General features: G+C 40.2%; 15 protein-coding genes, 1 tRNA gene and 2 pseudogenes. 3 read left to right on the forward strand and 15 right to left on the reverse strand.

Going from position 1 to position 14,502, the window contains the following annotated elements:
- Window positions 1–28: 28 nt before the first annotated feature.
- Window positions 29–223, reverse strand: a pseudogene (locus H538_RS25555) (Rdx family protein); the annotation flags it as partial.
- A 160-nt stretch (window positions 224–383) separates the two neighbouring features.
- On the opposite strand from H538_RS25555, the gene selD reads away from it, so the two are divergent.
- Window positions 384–1,439 (forward strand): selenide, water dikinase SelD, encoded by a 1,056-nt coding sequence (gene selD / locus H538_RS0111650; RefSeq protein WP_081412643.1) that lies wholly within the window; start codon window positions 384–386, stop codon window positions 1,437–1,439.
- Between the two features lie 40 nt (window positions 1,440–1,479).
- On the opposite strand, the gene H538_RS26460 is transcribed toward selD, so the two are convergent.
- The 3 genes from H538_RS26460 to selB form a co-directional block, all read right to left on the reverse strand.
- Window positions 1,480–1,653, reverse strand: a complete 174-nt coding sequence (locus tag H538_RS26460) for a hypothetical protein (protein WP_169729205.1) — start codon at window positions 1,651–1,653, stop codon at window positions 1,480–1,482.
- A gap of 129 nt (window positions 1,654–1,782) precedes the next feature.
- The gene (locus tag H538_RS0111660) at window positions 1,783–3,387 is read right to left on the reverse strand and encodes an FMN-binding glutamate synthase family protein (RefSeq protein WP_026677756.1); all 1,605 of its coding nucleotides are present in this window, start codon (window positions 3,385–3,387) and stop codon (window positions 1,783–1,785) included.
- Between the two features lie 97 nt (window positions 3,388–3,484).
- Complete coding sequence (gene selB / locus H538_RS0111665; RefSeq protein WP_035350655.1) at window positions 3,485–5,386, reverse strand: selenocysteine-specific translation elongation factor; 1,902 nt, start codon at window positions 5,384–5,386, stop codon at window positions 3,485–3,487.
- A gap of 120 nt (window positions 5,387–5,506) precedes the next feature.
- Between selB and H538_RS26105 the strand changes: the two genes are divergently transcribed.
- Window positions 5,507–5,603 (forward strand) — tRNA-Sec (locus H538_RS26105).
- A gap of 50 nt (window positions 5,604–5,653) precedes the next feature.
- Window positions 5,654–6,079 carry a DUF2621 domain-containing protein gene (locus tag H538_RS0111675; RefSeq protein ID WP_026677758.1) on the forward strand — a complete coding sequence of 142 codons (426 nt, stop codon included), beginning with the start codon at window positions 5,654–5,656 and terminating at the stop codon, window positions 6,077–6,079.
- A 21-nt stretch (window positions 6,080–6,100) separates the two neighbouring features.
- Here the strand turns inward: H538_RS0111675 and H538_RS0111680 are convergent, their stop codons facing one another.
- The 11 genes and pseudogenes from H538_RS0111680 to H538_RS26715 form a co-directional block, all read right to left on the reverse strand.
- Window positions 6,101–6,592, reverse strand: a complete 492-nt coding sequence (locus H538_RS0111680) for a CcdC family protein (protein ID WP_051291449.1) — start codon at window positions 6,590–6,592, stop codon at window positions 6,101–6,103.
- Window positions 6,593–6,644: 52 nt separating this feature from the next.
- Window positions 6,645–7,355 (reverse strand): cytochrome c biogenesis CcdA family protein, encoded by a 711-nt coding sequence (locus H538_RS0111685; protein WP_026677760.1) that lies wholly within the window; start codon window positions 7,353–7,355, stop codon window positions 6,645–6,647.
- Between the two features lie 111 nt (window positions 7,356–7,466).
- Complete coding sequence (locus H538_RS0111690) at window positions 7,467–8,270, reverse strand: M15 family metallopeptidase (RefSeq protein WP_322786407.1); 804 nt, start codon at window positions 8,268–8,270, stop codon at window positions 7,467–7,469.
- Window positions 8,271–8,409: 139 nt separating this feature from the next.
- Entirely contained in the window at window positions 8,410–10,188 is a 1,779-nt protein-coding gene (locus tag H538_RS0111695) for an ABC transporter ATP-binding protein (protein WP_026677762.1), read from the reverse strand.
- Between the two features lie 2 nt (window positions 10,189–10,190).
- Window positions 10,191–11,939, reverse strand: a complete 1,749-nt coding sequence (locus H538_RS0111700; RefSeq protein WP_026677763.1) for an ABC transporter transmembrane domain-containing protein — start codon at window positions 11,937–11,939, stop codon at window positions 10,191–10,193.
- A gap of 343 nt (window positions 11,940–12,282) precedes the next feature.
- Window positions 12,283–12,354: pseudogene (locus H538_RS27060) on the reverse strand (YneF family protein); the annotation flags it as partial.
- A 150-nt stretch (window positions 12,355–12,504) separates the two neighbouring features.
- Window positions 12,505–13,113 carry a hypothetical protein gene (locus H538_RS0111710; RefSeq protein ID WP_026677765.1) on the reverse strand — a complete coding sequence of 203 codons (609 nt, stop codon included), beginning with the start codon at window positions 13,111–13,113 and terminating at the stop codon, window positions 12,505–12,507.
- A gap of 99 nt (window positions 13,114–13,212) precedes the next feature.
- Entirely contained in the window at window positions 13,213–13,557 is a 345-nt protein-coding gene (locus tag H538_RS0111715) for a hypothetical protein (protein WP_026677766.1), read from the reverse strand.
- Entirely contained in the window at window positions 13,554–13,964 is a 411-nt protein-coding gene (locus H538_RS0111720; RefSeq protein ID WP_026677767.1) for a hypothetical protein, read from the reverse strand. Before H538_RS0111720 ends, H538_RS0111715 begins: the two co-directional genes overlap by 4 nt.
- 62 nt (window positions 13,965–14,026) lie before the next feature.
- The gene (locus H538_RS0111725; RefSeq protein ID WP_154657964.1) at window positions 14,027–14,200 is read right to left on the reverse strand and encodes a hypothetical protein; all 174 of its coding nucleotides are present in this window, start codon (window positions 14,198–14,200) and stop codon (window positions 14,027–14,029) included.
- Between the two features lie 62 nt (window positions 14,201–14,262).
- Window positions 14,263–14,502, reverse strand: a 240-nt coding sequence (locus tag H538_RS26715) for an ATP-binding protein (RefSeq protein ID WP_035350659.1), incomplete at its 5' end; no start/stop codon positions are given.

Raw genomic sequence — 14,502 nt, forward strand, 5'->3', positions numbered from 1 at the left:
TGGGAATAGCACACCCGGTAAGGATGCGCTATTCTTCTTGCAGCTTTTTCATTTCATCAATCACAAATGAATGATCCGGGAATTTCCCTGTTTCTTTTTTGGAGTAAATGTTCGAGCCATTTACAGTGACTTCGAACACGCCTCCCTTGCTCGTAATCAGTTCGATAGAGGCGATCTCCGCCCGGAAATGATTGAACAGGTCTTCCGCGAGACTCGCGGCTTTTGGCGCATAGTTTCACATCATGCAAAATTCGATTTTTACTTTTAATGACATTTGCTTTTCACTCCTTTTATTTTTCTATTTCTTATAGTATAACCTTTCGCACTTTATAAAAAAAATAGTTTATACTAAAAAAGAGTTCCAATCAGGGAGGTGCGGATGAATGACTGATCGTGATCGAATTCGCCTGACTACACTTTCGTCAAAAGGCGGCTGAGGATGTAAAATTGGTCCTGACGACCTGGCGCAAGTTTTGTGCCGTTTACCAGAAAGAGAACATGATCCAAATCTAATTGTCGGTTTAGAAACATCCGATGATGCTGGCGTTTACAAAATTTCAAATGAACTCGCAATCATTCAGACGGTTGACTTTTTCACCCCTATTGTCGATGACCCTTACATGTTTGGACAAATCGCCGCGGCTAATTCATTGAGTGATGTTTATGCAATGGGCGGGGTTCCGAAAACGGTGTTGAACATTGTCGGCTATCCAATAAAGGCGCTCGGGGCTGATATACTCAGTGACATCCTAAAAGGAGCTGCAGATAAAGTAAAGGAATCCGGAGCCATCATCGTCGGCGGCCACTCTATTGATGATCAAGAACCAAAATTTGGCCTTTCCGTAACAGGGTTCGTTCATCCCGATAACGTGCATAAAAACATCGGAGCCAAACCGGGAGATGTCCTCGTTTTAACAAAGCCAATCGGTGTCGGCATTCAAACAACCGCCATAAAAAGGGACATGCTAAGTGATATGCAACTCTTAAAAGTAACCGAAACAATGGCCCAATTGAATAAGACGGCGGCAGAATGTTTGAAGGGGCTTCATCCGAATGCCGTTACTGATATTACAGGGTTCGGACTGCTCGGTCATGCCAGCGAGATGGCAAAAGGTAGCGATAATGTCACATTTACGATCAGATTTGAAAACGTTCCAATATTGCCCGGAACTAAAGAATTAGCTACCAACGGAGTCATCCCCGGCGGAACAAAAGCGAACCATAAATGGATTCGTGAACTTGTAAAATATAATCCGGAACTTACGGAAATTGAACAAATGATTTTATGTGATGCCGTTACGTCAGGAGGGCTTCTTGTCAGCTTGCCGGAAAAAGAAGGCCTTGAGTATGTCCAGCGGCTAAAAGAAAACGGAATTGAGGAAGCCGCTATTATTGGTACAGTAACATCATATGAAGGCACTCTTTTGAATGTCCTATAATTTAAGAAGGAACCAGCCAAACAGCTGGTTCCTTCTTATCTCAACTCACTCCGCTTCGTTCGATTGCATCTTGCCAACTTGGATAATAATACAGCGCGCTTCGCATCAACTCGGGGTGGCTTTCCTTCACCTGTTTCTTCTTTAGTGATTCTCCATTCCTGTCCAATTGCTTAATCTGGGTAATGACTTCCTCGGCCGTTAAATTAACTTCCATTTTCTTCACTCCCTTTAGCAAGTTATCACTATCATTTCCCTCTATTGAACGGGTTAAACAAAAAATAAAAAATTAACTTGTACTATTTTAATAAATCTGGCAAGAGCAACAATTAGAAAGGATGCCGGGTTACCCGGCATCCTTTCCTTGTTGAACGATTTTTTGATAAATGTCTTCAAGAGGGGTGACGATTCCTTTGTCATCTTTATACATGATGTGTTCACGCCGAAAATGAACAGGTGAATCAATTCCTGCCGCTGCAGCTAAACGAAACAGCCCTTTCCTTAGTGTTAACACATAGTTAACCACCCTGTATTTTTTTTCTTCAACGACAAGTGCTTTTTGCAAATCCGGATCAGTTGTCGCCACTCCAACCGGACAAGAATTGGAATGGCAACGGAGCGCTTGAATGCAGCCTACTGAGACCATAAACCCGCGTGCAATATTAACTAAATCGGCCCCCATCGCAAGTGCGATCGCAACCCGGTCAGGCGTGAACAATTTTCCTGAAGCAATGATTTTTACCCGATCTCGGACACCATGCTTGATTAATGCGGCATCAAGAATTGGCAGCGCCGACTTTATCGGGAGCCCGACACTATCGGCCAGCTCCTGGTAAGTTGCCCCTGTCCCGCCTTCCCCGCCGTCAACAGTAATAAAGTCGGGGCCTTTGCCGGATTGTTTCATGTGACTTGCCAATTCATCCGCTTCACTGAAGCTTCCGATGACAACTTTCATTCCTACCGGCTTCCCCGTAAACTGCCGGATTTGTTCCATAAAGTCAAATAACTTTTCAAAGCTGTCAAATTCCTTAAAACGGTTGGGGCTGTCAATCGATTTATACGGCTCGACCATCCGGATTTCTGCAATTTCTGGTGTCACCTTGTCGCCGTCAATATGCCCTCCACGCGCCTTTGCTCCTTGTGCAAGTTTCAATTCAAACGCTTTAATTTGCGGGATTTCACTTTTTTTCTTTAATGCGTCCCAATTGAAATTGCCCTCCTTATCCCGGACTCCAAAAAGCGCGGGACCAATTTGCATAATAATGTCAACACCGCCTATTAAGTGGTGCTTGGACAAGCCGCCTTCACCCGTATTCATCCATGTCCCTTTCGCAATTGCTAGCCCTTCAGACAATGCGGTGATGGCATTGGTTCCAAGTGCGCCAAAGCTCATAGCAGACATTCCAATTAGCCCTTTAACGACAAATGGATATTGCGTCTTCTCTCCAATAATGACAGCATCATCCGGATGAAGCAAATTTGCGTCCGCTTCTTCATCTTTTAAGTACTCTTTCCGCTGTGTAAACAACGTTTCGTTTACTAAAACATATTTTTTCGTCATTACCTTCGTTTCGCGATCCATTTTCAATTCTTCGGTCAATTTGGGGAACATCGAGTTTTTTATGTAAAATCCTTCCTTTTCAAAATCCCTTTTTGAACCAAATCCGACGATATCCCGTTTATATTTCGCGCTTTTAACAATATGTTCATAATCATCGCGGGAAAATGGCTTTCCTTCCGTATCGCTATTAAACCAATATTGGCGAAACTCCGGACCGATTTTTTCCAAAAAATAACGCATTCTGCCGAGCACCGGAAAATTTCTTAACGTCGGATGTTCTTTTTGATTGCGGTCTTTAATATAAAAATAAACAAGCATAATAATCGTGACGAGTATGCCAAGGACAACAGCAAAAAATCCGATGATCGTTAAAATATTAGCAAGATTCATTTTTTATAAACCTCCAGAGTAGGCATTACATGTTACTACATTAGTTTGCAGAAATAAAGGAAGGTTTATACGGACAATTAGAAAACCGGAGATGAAATTATTCATCTCCGGTTTTCATCACCCAATGGCGCTTCATATCGACTCTTTCTGTTATTCCTTTGTAATCCAGCAATTCAAGAAAAGGGATTAAATACTTCCTGGATAAATTCAAAACGGACTTTGCCTCCTGAATGGTAAATTCTCCAGGGAACTCCTTTTTTAATTGAAAAACTGCTTTTTCGAAAACTTCTATATGAAGGAAAAGGTCTTCTTCAAGTGGAACAGCTAATTTCTCCCGTATTAAAAAATGTTTAAAGTCCGTGAACAATTCTTGCGGCAACTGCGCCTTTTTGTAGAGGTTCGTGAACGAATCGGCTTGCAAGCCTTGCGTATAGAGTTCATTTACTACTGAATTCATCCTCTTCTCCCACTTTTCTGGAAAAGAAGGGTGAAAGGCCATTTCTTTTACATATTGATCGCTCATTGAAATCTCGTCTTGCTTAAGCAACTGATGCAAACAGTGTTTTATAAGCCTTTCCGGATATTCTTCTTTAAGTTCTTGAATCAGTTCAGCCTTTGGCATCCCTATTTTTAAAGGATGTTCTTTGTGATAAGACAAAATTCTTTCACATGTGCATTTCTTGCAATCAGCAATGCTAACAAGAAGGGTGTAATACGAATTATCAATTTTGTCGATCATCGCTTCATCCTGCATTGTTTTTAATGTGTTCACCAATTCGTTTCCTTGTAAGCTAGTAGACTGCTCCAACTCTTTTAAGGTCAAAAGTTTATGCTTTTTAAGCATGTCTTCTATATGATCTTCCGGAGAACCTTCCCACTTTGCTTTCAATCGGTTAATCGTCTCGTAGCCAAATCGGTATTTTTCACCGGCCGGTTCTATTACTTCACCGCCACCTATTGTCTCTTCCGGTGACGGTCTTCGTATAATGAAACGATCGCCTCTTTTAGCGACAACGGGGGAATGTAATCGAACCTGGCAAAAAACGGCTTCATTATCTTCCAGCAATTCATTGCGGTCGAAAAAAACAATTTTTCCTATCATCTCGGCGGTTCCAATATAAAACTTAATCGGTGCCCGCTGCTTTAACGGTTTTACGTTCTTCAAGGTTTTCAAACGGATATCAATCGTGTCACTTGTAATAAAGGAATGTGCTGATATAAGCACATCTCCTCTCTTAATCTCTTCATGTGACACCCCAGAAAGATTTAGAGCCGCCCGTTGTCCTGCCACTCCTTTTGTTTGATATTGGCGATGAACTTGAAGCTGCCGAACTTTAACTTCACTTCCTTTTGGTTCGAGAACGAGGCGATCCCCCTGTCCAACCGACCCTTCAAAAATAGTTCCGCGGACGACAGTACCCTGCCCTTTAACGGTGAATACGTGGTCAATCGGCATGCGAAAAGGACCAGATCTTTTTCTTTGCGCTACCGTTTCAAGCTGGTTTAAAATAGACGACTTTAATGAATCAATCCCTTTCATTGAAAGACTGTCAACAAAGTGAATTGGAAAGGCTTCAAACGGGGTGCCTCCTATTAAATCATGAATGTCTTCCTTTAGTAGCTCAAACATGTCTTTTTGCACGTTGTCGATTTTCGTAACGACAACGAGACCTCGCTCAATCCCGAGAAAAGAAAGAATTTCAAAATGTTCACGCGTTTGCGGCATGACCCCTTCATCGGCTGCAATTACTAGCAATACGAGATCGATACCAGCCACCCCTGCAATCATTTGCCTGATAAATTTTTCATGTCCAGGTACATCGACAATGGAAGTATGTATATCTTCGGTCAATGGGAATGGCGCAAAACCCGGTTCAATCGTAATTTTTCGTTCTTTTTCTTCTTTTAACGTATCGGTGTCGACATTGCTTAACGCCTTCGTCAAACTTGTTTTCCCATGGTCGATATGCCCGGCCATTCCAATGGTATAATAACGCATGAATTCACCGCCTATCTTGCTATTATAGTTAACTTTATATCTTGTTTTCATATTTTACAAGACGGTTGCCTGCTTGAAATATACATGGAACCTTGTATATAATGAAATCGTTGGAAAAATGGGGCCAGATGCGTAGCTGGTGCTTGCCTGGGTCTTCAAAACCTTTTGGGAGGCGCGTGCCGTCTCCGGTGGGTTCGATTCCCACATGGTCCCGCCAAACTGTTTAACAAATCATGTTTTTAATGCTAATGGCAAGAGGTGAGCAACATGTCGACAGGATTTTCCCTGTTTATTGTCGCCTGGACGATCTTTCTTGTTACAATGTTCGCGATCGGCGGATATTTTATGTTTCGCAAATTTTTAAAACGGCTTCCGAAAGAAGACGGGATGTCGATCCTCGACTGGCAGGATTATTACATAAACGAAACGAAACATCTTTGGAACGACGAACAAAAACAATTGTTAGAAGAGCTTGTAGCTCCCGTTCCCGAACTATTCCGGCCCGTCGCCCGAGAAAAAATCGCAGGCAAAATTGGCGAACTCGCTCTTAAAGAGAAAGCAAGTAGCATCAGTCAGGATTTGATCGTAAGAGGCTATATAATCGCCACCCCAAAACGAGACCATAAGTGGCTCATTAAAACATTGCAAAAGAAAAAAATCGATTTAACCCCTTATGAACAGCTCTTAAGTTAAAAACTCGTTTAACACATATGGTTAAACGAGTTTTTCTTCGCTATTTTTTACTTTTAAAAAGGAATATACCATTGCGATTCGCCATGGCAAGATCATGCCGAACGCAATAAGGAAAAACATTCCTGCAGTCTCTCCATAGGAAATTTTATGTCCAAAATAAATTTTCATCGCCATCCGGACGAGGAACAAACCGATTAATATGAAAATGAATGCTTTTGAACGAACAAGGTAAATTTGCCCATCTCTTTTTTCAAACTTGCTGGTGGCGATCAAAAAGATAGAAAAAAAGCATCCGAGAAGAAATGATTCTCCTACTTCGGCCCATGTTACGTGAAACTCCGGCAGCAAAAACATGCAAAATCCTGTTGCCATAAAAAACGGCGGAAGAGCTATTTTTTTCAAAGAAGCTGGTTTTTTTGTCGCCTTCAGCCGAACAACAATAATCGCCATAGCCATAAAAGCCGCAAAAATGGTGCTTATATAGACCAAGGTAGATCTTCCTTCCTTACTCATAATTACTCTTAATCATTAATTTATTACTATTTTATCAAATGGTGAGTAAAATTTAAAATCCTTTAAACCCGCTAAACACACGGTTGACAAGAAATGATGTAAAATCGGTCATCCAGTTGAAATAAAGCATGACACCCATGGCGACCATTAAGACGCCGCCCGTTCTCATAAAGGCTAAATTGTATTTTTTTATGCTTTTAATGAGGCCGATGAAAAAGCTAAGCAAGAAAAACGGAACCGCAAATCCTAACACATAGCAAATCATATAAAGGATGGCCGCATTCGGATGGGTCACCGCCATTCCGAGCACCGCTGCCAGGATCGGACCTGTGCACGGCGTCCAGCCTGCCGCAAATCCAATTCCGATAAGAACGGAACCGAGATAACCTGCCGGGCGATTGTGGAACGCTACCCGCTTATCTTTTAATAAAAACGATGGCTTAAAAACACCGAGAACAACGAGCCCGAAAAAGACGATAACGACCGCCCCGAGTTCACGAAGCAAATCTTTATATTTCATAAAAAAGCTACCGACAAATGAAGAGCTAATTCCAAGAACGATAAAAATGATAGAAAAACCGAGAAGAAAAAGGGAAGTATGTAAAATGGCGTTTTTCCTGAGCATGCCTTTTTCTTCTTTCAATTCATTTACGGACACGCCAGTTATGTAAGAAAGAAAAGCTGGATATAACGGAAGGCAGCATGGCGAAATAAATGACAACAGTCCTCCACCAAAGGCTAAAAAAACATTAATGTCGGTCATAGAGTAGATGCTCCTTTTCATTGTTTCCTTCTACTACTATATTATATAATAACGTTTCATAAAACCAACCTTTTAAAAGAAAGAAAACTGCCTTACATTGGCAGTTTTCGCTTAGTTGAGGCCAAAATATTCTTCAAGCGTCTCGTTTTTTGCCGCGATTTCTTTCGCAACCTTCACTCCTACGTACCGGATATGCCACGGTTCATATTGATAACCGGTAATCTTCTCTTTTCCTTTCGGATAGCGAATAATAAAACCGAAATCCGCAGCATTTTGTTTCAGCCACTTTCCTTCTTTCGTTTCTCCGAATTGTTCATTTAAGTCAAAATTAACTTCAGGGCAAGTCACATCTAATGCAAGTCCTGTCTGGTGCTCGCTCTGGCCAGGGATGGCGCTCACTTGATTCGCCTTTTCTTCTCCCTTTTGTTTAGAATTAAATGCGAAAATGGACACCTGTCTTGCATACGAGCGATAGCCAGATTGACCATAGAGATCCATCCCGTCGGCTTTTGCCTTATGAAAAAGTTTTTCGACCGCAGCTGCCGCTTCTTTACGCAAGTGCTTTTTCTCTATATTTTCTTTAAATGGCCATGGAATTTTCGGGATTACAAGATCTTTTGGCGCATAATCAGAAGGCAGATTTCTTTTTTTATTCGCCACGACAAGGATATCGTCGGGATTGGTTACAATCGTTTTTCCATCAGGACCTACTTTTGTCGTTCCTTTAATCGATGGCTTCTCTCCCTGTGTGTTACTTGTAGATCGGTTGTCGGATTTGTTATTTTTCGTATGTTTTTGAGCCGTGTGCTGCGCATGATTTTCATTTTTTTCTTTATCAAATCCATTCGTAATGGAGCAGCCAGATAATGTTACGATAGAAGAAAGCAAGATCGCACATGTTGTTATTTTCATCATGATCAAATCCTTTGTTTACAAAAATACTCGCTTTTCTATCTTAATTTATTCAATGAAAATGTCAACTAATTTTGCTAAAACAAAAAGAAAACCCGGCCATAGGCGAATTTTGAATAAATGAGCCAGAAATTTCAGAGGATTAGCCAACATCCGCGGTTTGTTCATTCCCGTGTTGAAGGAGATACATTTTGTGGTACAGTCCTTTTTTTAGCAATAGCTCCTGGTGTGTACCGCGTTCAACAATTTCTCCTTTGTGCAGAACAAGAATTTGATCCGCATCTTGAATGGTCGATAGCCGGTGAGCAATCGCAATTGTCGTCCGTCCAGCACGCATTTTCCCAAGGGCCGTTTGTATCGCTTCTTCGGTTTGTGTATCAATGTTTGCCGTTGCTTCATCAAGGATCAAAATTTTCGGATTACAAACAATCGTTCGAGCAAAGGAGAGCAGCTGCCGCTGGCCGCTTGAAAAAGTACTTCCCCTTTCTCCTAACTCGTGATCATATCCGCCAGGAAGTTCTTCGATGAACGAATCGGCCTGGACGAAAGCTGCCGCTTCTTTTACCTCATCATCAGTTATCAAATGATTGTGTAGCCGAATATTTTTCTTGATATCGCAGGCAAAGATGAACGGATCTTGCAGGACAAGGCCCATTTTCCGACGCAATTCTTCATTCGTATAGTTTTGTATCGGAACTGAATCAATGAAAATTTCTCCTTGTGTGAAATCATAAAAGCGCATCAAAAGATTGGTGATTGAACTTTTTCCGCTTCCTGTATGTCCGACAAGCGCAACCGTTTCACCCGGGTTTGCTGTAAATGAGATATTTTTCAGCACGTCCTGTTTTCCATCATACGAGAAGGTAACATTTTTAAATTCGATCTTTCCTTCCGTAATTTCCGGTTTCCCCTCTCCCTTTGTTCCAGGAGCAAGCTCCGTTTCATCAAGCAGCTGAAACACCCTGCCCGCTGCAATAATCGCCTGTTGGAACATAGAGAGACGCTGTGTCATCGTATTGATCGGTTCAAAGAAACGTTCAATGTAGTTGACAAATGCATAAAGGACACCAATTTCAACAGGATTAGAAAACGACTGAATACCGAAAAAGGAAAGCACCATAATTAGAGCAAACATATAGATGAGGTCAACTGCAGGACGTAGCAAAAGTCCATTGTATTTAATATTTTTCATCCATGCCGCATTATGCGCCTGGTTGATGTTGGCAAATTCCTTTTTTAGCCGCTTTTGCTGGTTAAACGCCTGGATGATCGCCATACCCTGAAGCGACTCATTTAACTTTGCATTAAGCTCGCTTAATTTCTCCCTCATATTGAAAAACGAACGGGAGCTATAGCGTCGGTAGAGCCACATAACCGCAGCAATCATCGGGATAATGACAAGGCAAAATAGCCCGAGATTCACATTTAAATAAAACATGGCGGCAAATACGCCAATTAAAAACACCATATTTTGTACAAATGTTGATAAAACACTGACATATAAATCTTTAATTGCCTCGGTGTCATTCGTAATGCGTGAAATAAGGCCTCCGACAGGTGTTCGGTCAAAAAACTTCAGCCCGAGCGAATGGACTTTCGAAAACACATCGATTCGCAATGTTTGGATAATTTCCAGCGCTGTTTTTTGAAACAAAACAACCTGCAAATAGTGCATTGCCGCAGAAATCATGGTCAGCACGATATACATCAAGGCAAGAGCGGTAATTGCACGGGTATAAAAATGCCGGGGTGTTAAGTAGTCATCAATGAACTTTTTGATGATGATCGGTCCTAATAAATCGGCAACCGTCGCGACAATTAAGATTGAAAAAGCGAGTATCAATGTTTTTTTATGCGGTTTCATTAAACGAAGCAGCCTTTTGAAAACTTGCCATTGTTTCATTTTCTGCAATTCGTCCATCGTTATCCTCCCTGTGAAATTAACGATTCAAGTGCCTGGCGGTTATATGTATCTTTATACCAGCCATCCTCATTAATTAAAGTTTCGTGGGTGCCCATCTGAATGATCTTTCCATTGTCAAGAACGATAATTAAATCAGCGTGATCGATGCTTGATAACCGGTGGGCGGTAATAATCGTCGTTTTCCCTTTACGTTTCTCTTTTAAATTTTCTACTATTCGTTCTTCCGTTCTTGCATCGACAGCAGATAAGGAATCATCCAAAATTAAAATCTCACGGTCCAATAATAATGCCCGCGCAATCGATATCCGCTGTTTTTGCCCGCCGGATAACGTAACCCCCCGCTCTCCGACCATTGTTTCATATCCGTCTTTAAACTGAACGATGTCAGCATGAATAGCCGCTGCTTTTGCAGCTGCTTTTATTTCTTTAAAGGACGCGTTATACTTTCCAAACGCAATATTTTCTAAAATCGTAGCAGAAAACAAAAAGTGGTCTTGCGGTACATAGCCAATAGCTTCTCTTAACGAATGAAGCGCAAAACGATTGATATCTTTTTCGTCCAAATAAATTTGTCCGTTTTTCACCTCAAATTCCCGCAGCAAAAGTTTGCATAACGTCGTTTTCCCACTCCCGGTTTTCCCGACGATCCCGAGCGTTTTTCCTTTTTCAAGTTCAAAACAGATGTTCTCTAATGTGCTTTGCGCAGTTTGATCATACGAAAAATGCTCTAGCTGGAATCGGATAGAACCAGAAGGTACAATCTTAAGTCCAGTCTCATCTTCTTTGATGCTCTCGTCGACTTTTAATAATGCTGACACCCGATCATACGAAGCCCTCCCCCGCTCGACAATGTTAAAAAGCCATCCAAACGCGAGCATCGGCCAAATTAAGAGGCCAAGATATGTAGTAAAGGAAACGACCTGGCCGATCGAAAGTTCTCCTTGTACGACGAAATAAGAGCCGAACGCGACGGAAAGAAAGAATGAGAGACCGACAATAATAAAAATCGTCGGATCAAACAGAGCATCAATTTTCGCCACTTTTACGTTTTTCCGTACGACATCTTTAGAAAGTTCCTTAAATTCATCTACATCTTCCTCTTCTTGCCCGAACGCTTTGATGACACGGACGCCCGAAATGCTTTCTTGCACTTTATCGTTCATCATTGAGAAAGCTTCTTGTGCTTTATGAAACTGTTGATGCAGCATGGAACCATATTTGCTCGTCAGCCATGCCATCATCGGCATGGGAAGAAGGCTGATTAACGTCAGCTTCCAACTGATCGTCGCAAACATCGTAATGAGTGTCATTCCGCCAAGCAGAAGTGAATCAACAAGTGTTAAAATCCCTTCCCCGGCTGTCATTTCAATGGCCTGAAGATCATTCGTCGAATGCGCCATTAAATCTCCGATTCTTCTCTTTTGATAAAATTTTGGCGACATGTTCGTGAAATGATCATACAATCGGTTTCTAAGAAGCAAAGCAAGTTTCGTAGATGAGCCATAAATCATCACCCGCCAAAAGAAGCGAAGCACATACATCAATAGCGCAAGAGCAGCTAATACGCTAATATAAGTAACAAGCAATTGTTTTGATAACGTTCCTTTATTGATATGGTCAACTGTAAACCCGACGATTTTCGGAGGAACTTGCAAACAAAACGATACAATAGCTAATAGGAGAATGCCGGTTAAATACCGCCTCCACTCCATTTTGAAATACCACATTAAATCAATAAAAACTTTCACTTTTGCCCCCCCTAATCTTGCTAGAATCCATTCCCTTTTCTTAAGGGCCAACTTCTTTAAATCTTTCTGTCCCCTTCCGAGATTTGATCGTTTCTAATAGCGCACCTTTAATTTTATCAAATTGAAAAAATTTCATAAAGAGTTAAAAATTTTGAGCTATTAAAAAAACGAAAGTCTTTTTAAAGTGGCTTTCGTTCAAACCCTTCCGTAAGCAAACATTGACAATTGAAAAACTTCCGGTTAACAACTCCTCAATTGAAACAACGTTTGGCAATTCATTCCTATGTAATCATCCTTTGATATATAAAAAGCACTCAACACATACGTATGAGTGCTTGTCCACCTATTTCATTTGCTTTTGCATCGCCTGCATCATTTGATTGATCTTTTTTTGCGATGGTTTTTGTCCCATTTGCTAAAAAACCCTTATATATCAAGGGTTTAAGCCAATTTTTTAACCACTTTTTCTGTTGAGAAAAATATACCATATTCATGGATAGTTTGTCTATATTTTCATTATATTTTTACTGGAAGTGGTTTATCTTTCATTATCATTAAACACTACTCAACTAGCCGTAAACTCACAAGTCAATATCATCAGCCCATTTTTCGTCAAATCAACATTTACTACCTTCCATTTTTTACCCATCATTGTAAATACAAAATTAACTTTAATTTTTCTATTATTTAATTCATTGTCCTGTAATGTAACGACTATTTGATTTTCTGGGACTCGAATTGCGTAATTGCTGTCAATACTAAATGATTTGTTGTCAACAATTGCAGGGACATTAGTTGGGTCAGTTTGGATTGTAATATAAACTGGATCACCAAATCTATCATATACTGGATTCCCGTTCTCATCTAACTTTGGTACTTGTTTTGTCTCTCCAGGGATTTGTACTATATTATTACAGTGCCTCATTAACGCTTTATATTTTCCGCCACGTTTACTGATTGATTCTGTAATGACTAGATATTTTTCATTATCATACGTCACTAAATCCCCTCTAGACAGTTTGTCAAGCGTTGAAATATGCCTATCCTCAAAATCATACAAACCAGGATTCGTAATAAGTGCTTTTTTTGCAATGTCATTAATCAACACATCTTTCCCGGCATTATTGATGAGGAATTGTATATCATCTGTATTTGTTTCAAATAAGTTGAACATGTTTACCCTCCTTTCGGTCTGCATTTAATACAAAGGAACTAAGGGAAAATTCCCCCTGCCTCAAATTTGACGCACCCCTCTGTCGTGTTTTGCGACACATCAAGAATTAAAAAACATAAAAAAGTTAGATTCATTTTTAATTTGCTCATCTGTTTTCATACTTCGAATTTTTACTTCTAACTGATCTATACGATTCATTAAATTATCGTGAAAATCAGAAACGGAAAGGTCGTCATCTTTATAATTCTTCATCGTGCTTGGATTGTTTGCGATTGATTCAAGAATAGATAATGCACTACGATAGATATTTTTCTTATTAGTTGCTGATTGCGGGTTGTACTCGTCAAATGGCTGTAAGTCGTTTTCTTGTAAGTATATAGTTAATTCTGATTGATCTAAGTTAATGCCTTTTGTTTCGAGTTTAAGACGGTCTAAGTTGGTCATTTAATCAGTCCTTTCGTGTAATATTCCGTTTGTATATCAACAGCAAATGCTTCTAATGTATCGTCATTCACTTCATAACCTAATCCTACCCACCAATTCATTAAATTAGGAGCTTCAAACCACTTTCCATCCTTGTCCATTAGATAACGTCTAGCGGTATTATTACTAAAGATCACTTGATAACCTTGTAAGTAATGATTACCGCCTAAACTATGTTTAATTGGTTTGTATTCAATTTGATTTATACAATCTTCGGGAAGTATCCTTTCAAATAATAGATGTAATTTCCCTAGAAGTTTTCCAATTTCAACTCTAAATTTTGCATCGTAGTGGTACTGTTGAAAAATAGGTGGGTTAGTTGGTTGTTTAGGTTGAGTATGTTGCCAATAATTCCGATAAGATTTCATTTTTGATTGTCCCCTTTCAGATGTAAATAAAAAAACACCCTCATAATGAGAGTGCTTAAAAATCATTCAACTGGTCTTTTTAGCAAATAAATTACTTCGTCCGTTTGTTCAGTACCTGTATCACCGCATCGAAATTTTAAATTAGTTGCACTGACTACTTCCCATCCTTGATTGCCTAATTTATTTAAATCTTGTTCTAAATCCTCCTCTTTATTGAAAATTGCTGCTGATGTCAACCTCAGTTGAAAATTCCCCAAAAATGCCGTTTTAAAATTCCCCATTATTAACACAAAAAGCTCTATCTTTCTATGGTATCACTTCCTTTCAATCGTGTTTGGGATTCCCTTTCCCCCGAGGGGGAAAGGGAATTGATCGAATATTCATTCACTGTTTTTTCCGTGTTGAAAAATCCTGCTTTCTTCTTCTCCTTGATTCGATAGCTTTCTCCTTTAATATTGATGGTATGTGAATAATGAAGTAGTCGATCTAAAATCGCTGACGCTAACACACGATCTCCAAAAATCTCTCCCCAATTTCC

The sequence above is a fragment of the Fictibacillus gelatini DSM 15865 genome (genome assembly GCF_000430745.1).
Taxonomy (GTDB): Bacteria; Bacillota; Bacilli; order Bacillales; family Fictibacillaceae; genus Fictibacillus_A; species Fictibacillus_A gelatini.

Bases quoted from the DNA above. Each gene is read 5' to 3' on its own strand.
- H538_RS26460 (WP_169729205.1), bottom strand. From the start codon at position 1,653: ATGGAAGTTAATTTAACGGCCGAGGAAGTCATTACCCAGATTAAGCAA.
- H538_RS0111660 (WP_026677756.1), bottom strand. From the start codon at position 3,387: ATGAATCTTGCTAATATTTTAACGATCATCGGATTTTTTGCTGTTGTC.
- selB (WP_035350655.1), bottom strand. From the start codon at position 5,386: ATGCGTTATTATACCATTGGAATGGCCGGGCATATCGACCATGGGAAA.
- H538_RS0111675 (WP_026677758.1), top strand. From the start codon at position 5,654: ATGTCGACAGGATTTTCCCTGTTTATTGTCGCCTGGACGATCTTTCTT.
- H538_RS0111680 (WP_051291449.1), bottom strand. From the start codon at position 6,592: ATGAGTAAGGAAGGAAGATCTACCTTGGTCTATATAAGCACCATTTTT.
- H538_RS0111685 (WP_026677760.1), bottom strand. From the start codon at position 7,355: ATGACCGACATTAATGTTTTTTTAGCCTTTGGTGGAGGACTGTTGTCA.
- H538_RS0111690 (WP_322786407.1), bottom strand. From the start codon at position 8,270: ATGATGAAAATAACAACATGTGCGATCTTGCTTTCTTCTATCGTAACA.
- H538_RS0111695 (WP_026677762.1), bottom strand. From the start codon at position 10,188: ATGGACGAATTGCAGAAAATGAAACAATGGCAAGTTTTCAAAAGGCTG.
- H538_RS0111710 (WP_026677765.1), bottom strand. From the start codon at position 13,113: ATGTTCAACTTATTTGAAACAAATACAGATGATATACAATTCCTCATC.
- H538_RS0111715 (WP_026677766.1), bottom strand. From the start codon at position 13,557: ATGACCAACTTAGACCGTCTTAAACTCGAAACAAAAGGCATTAACTTA.
- H538_RS0111720 (WP_026677767.1), bottom strand. From the start codon at position 13,964: ATGAAATCTTATCGGAATTATTGGCAACATACTCAACCTAAACAACCA.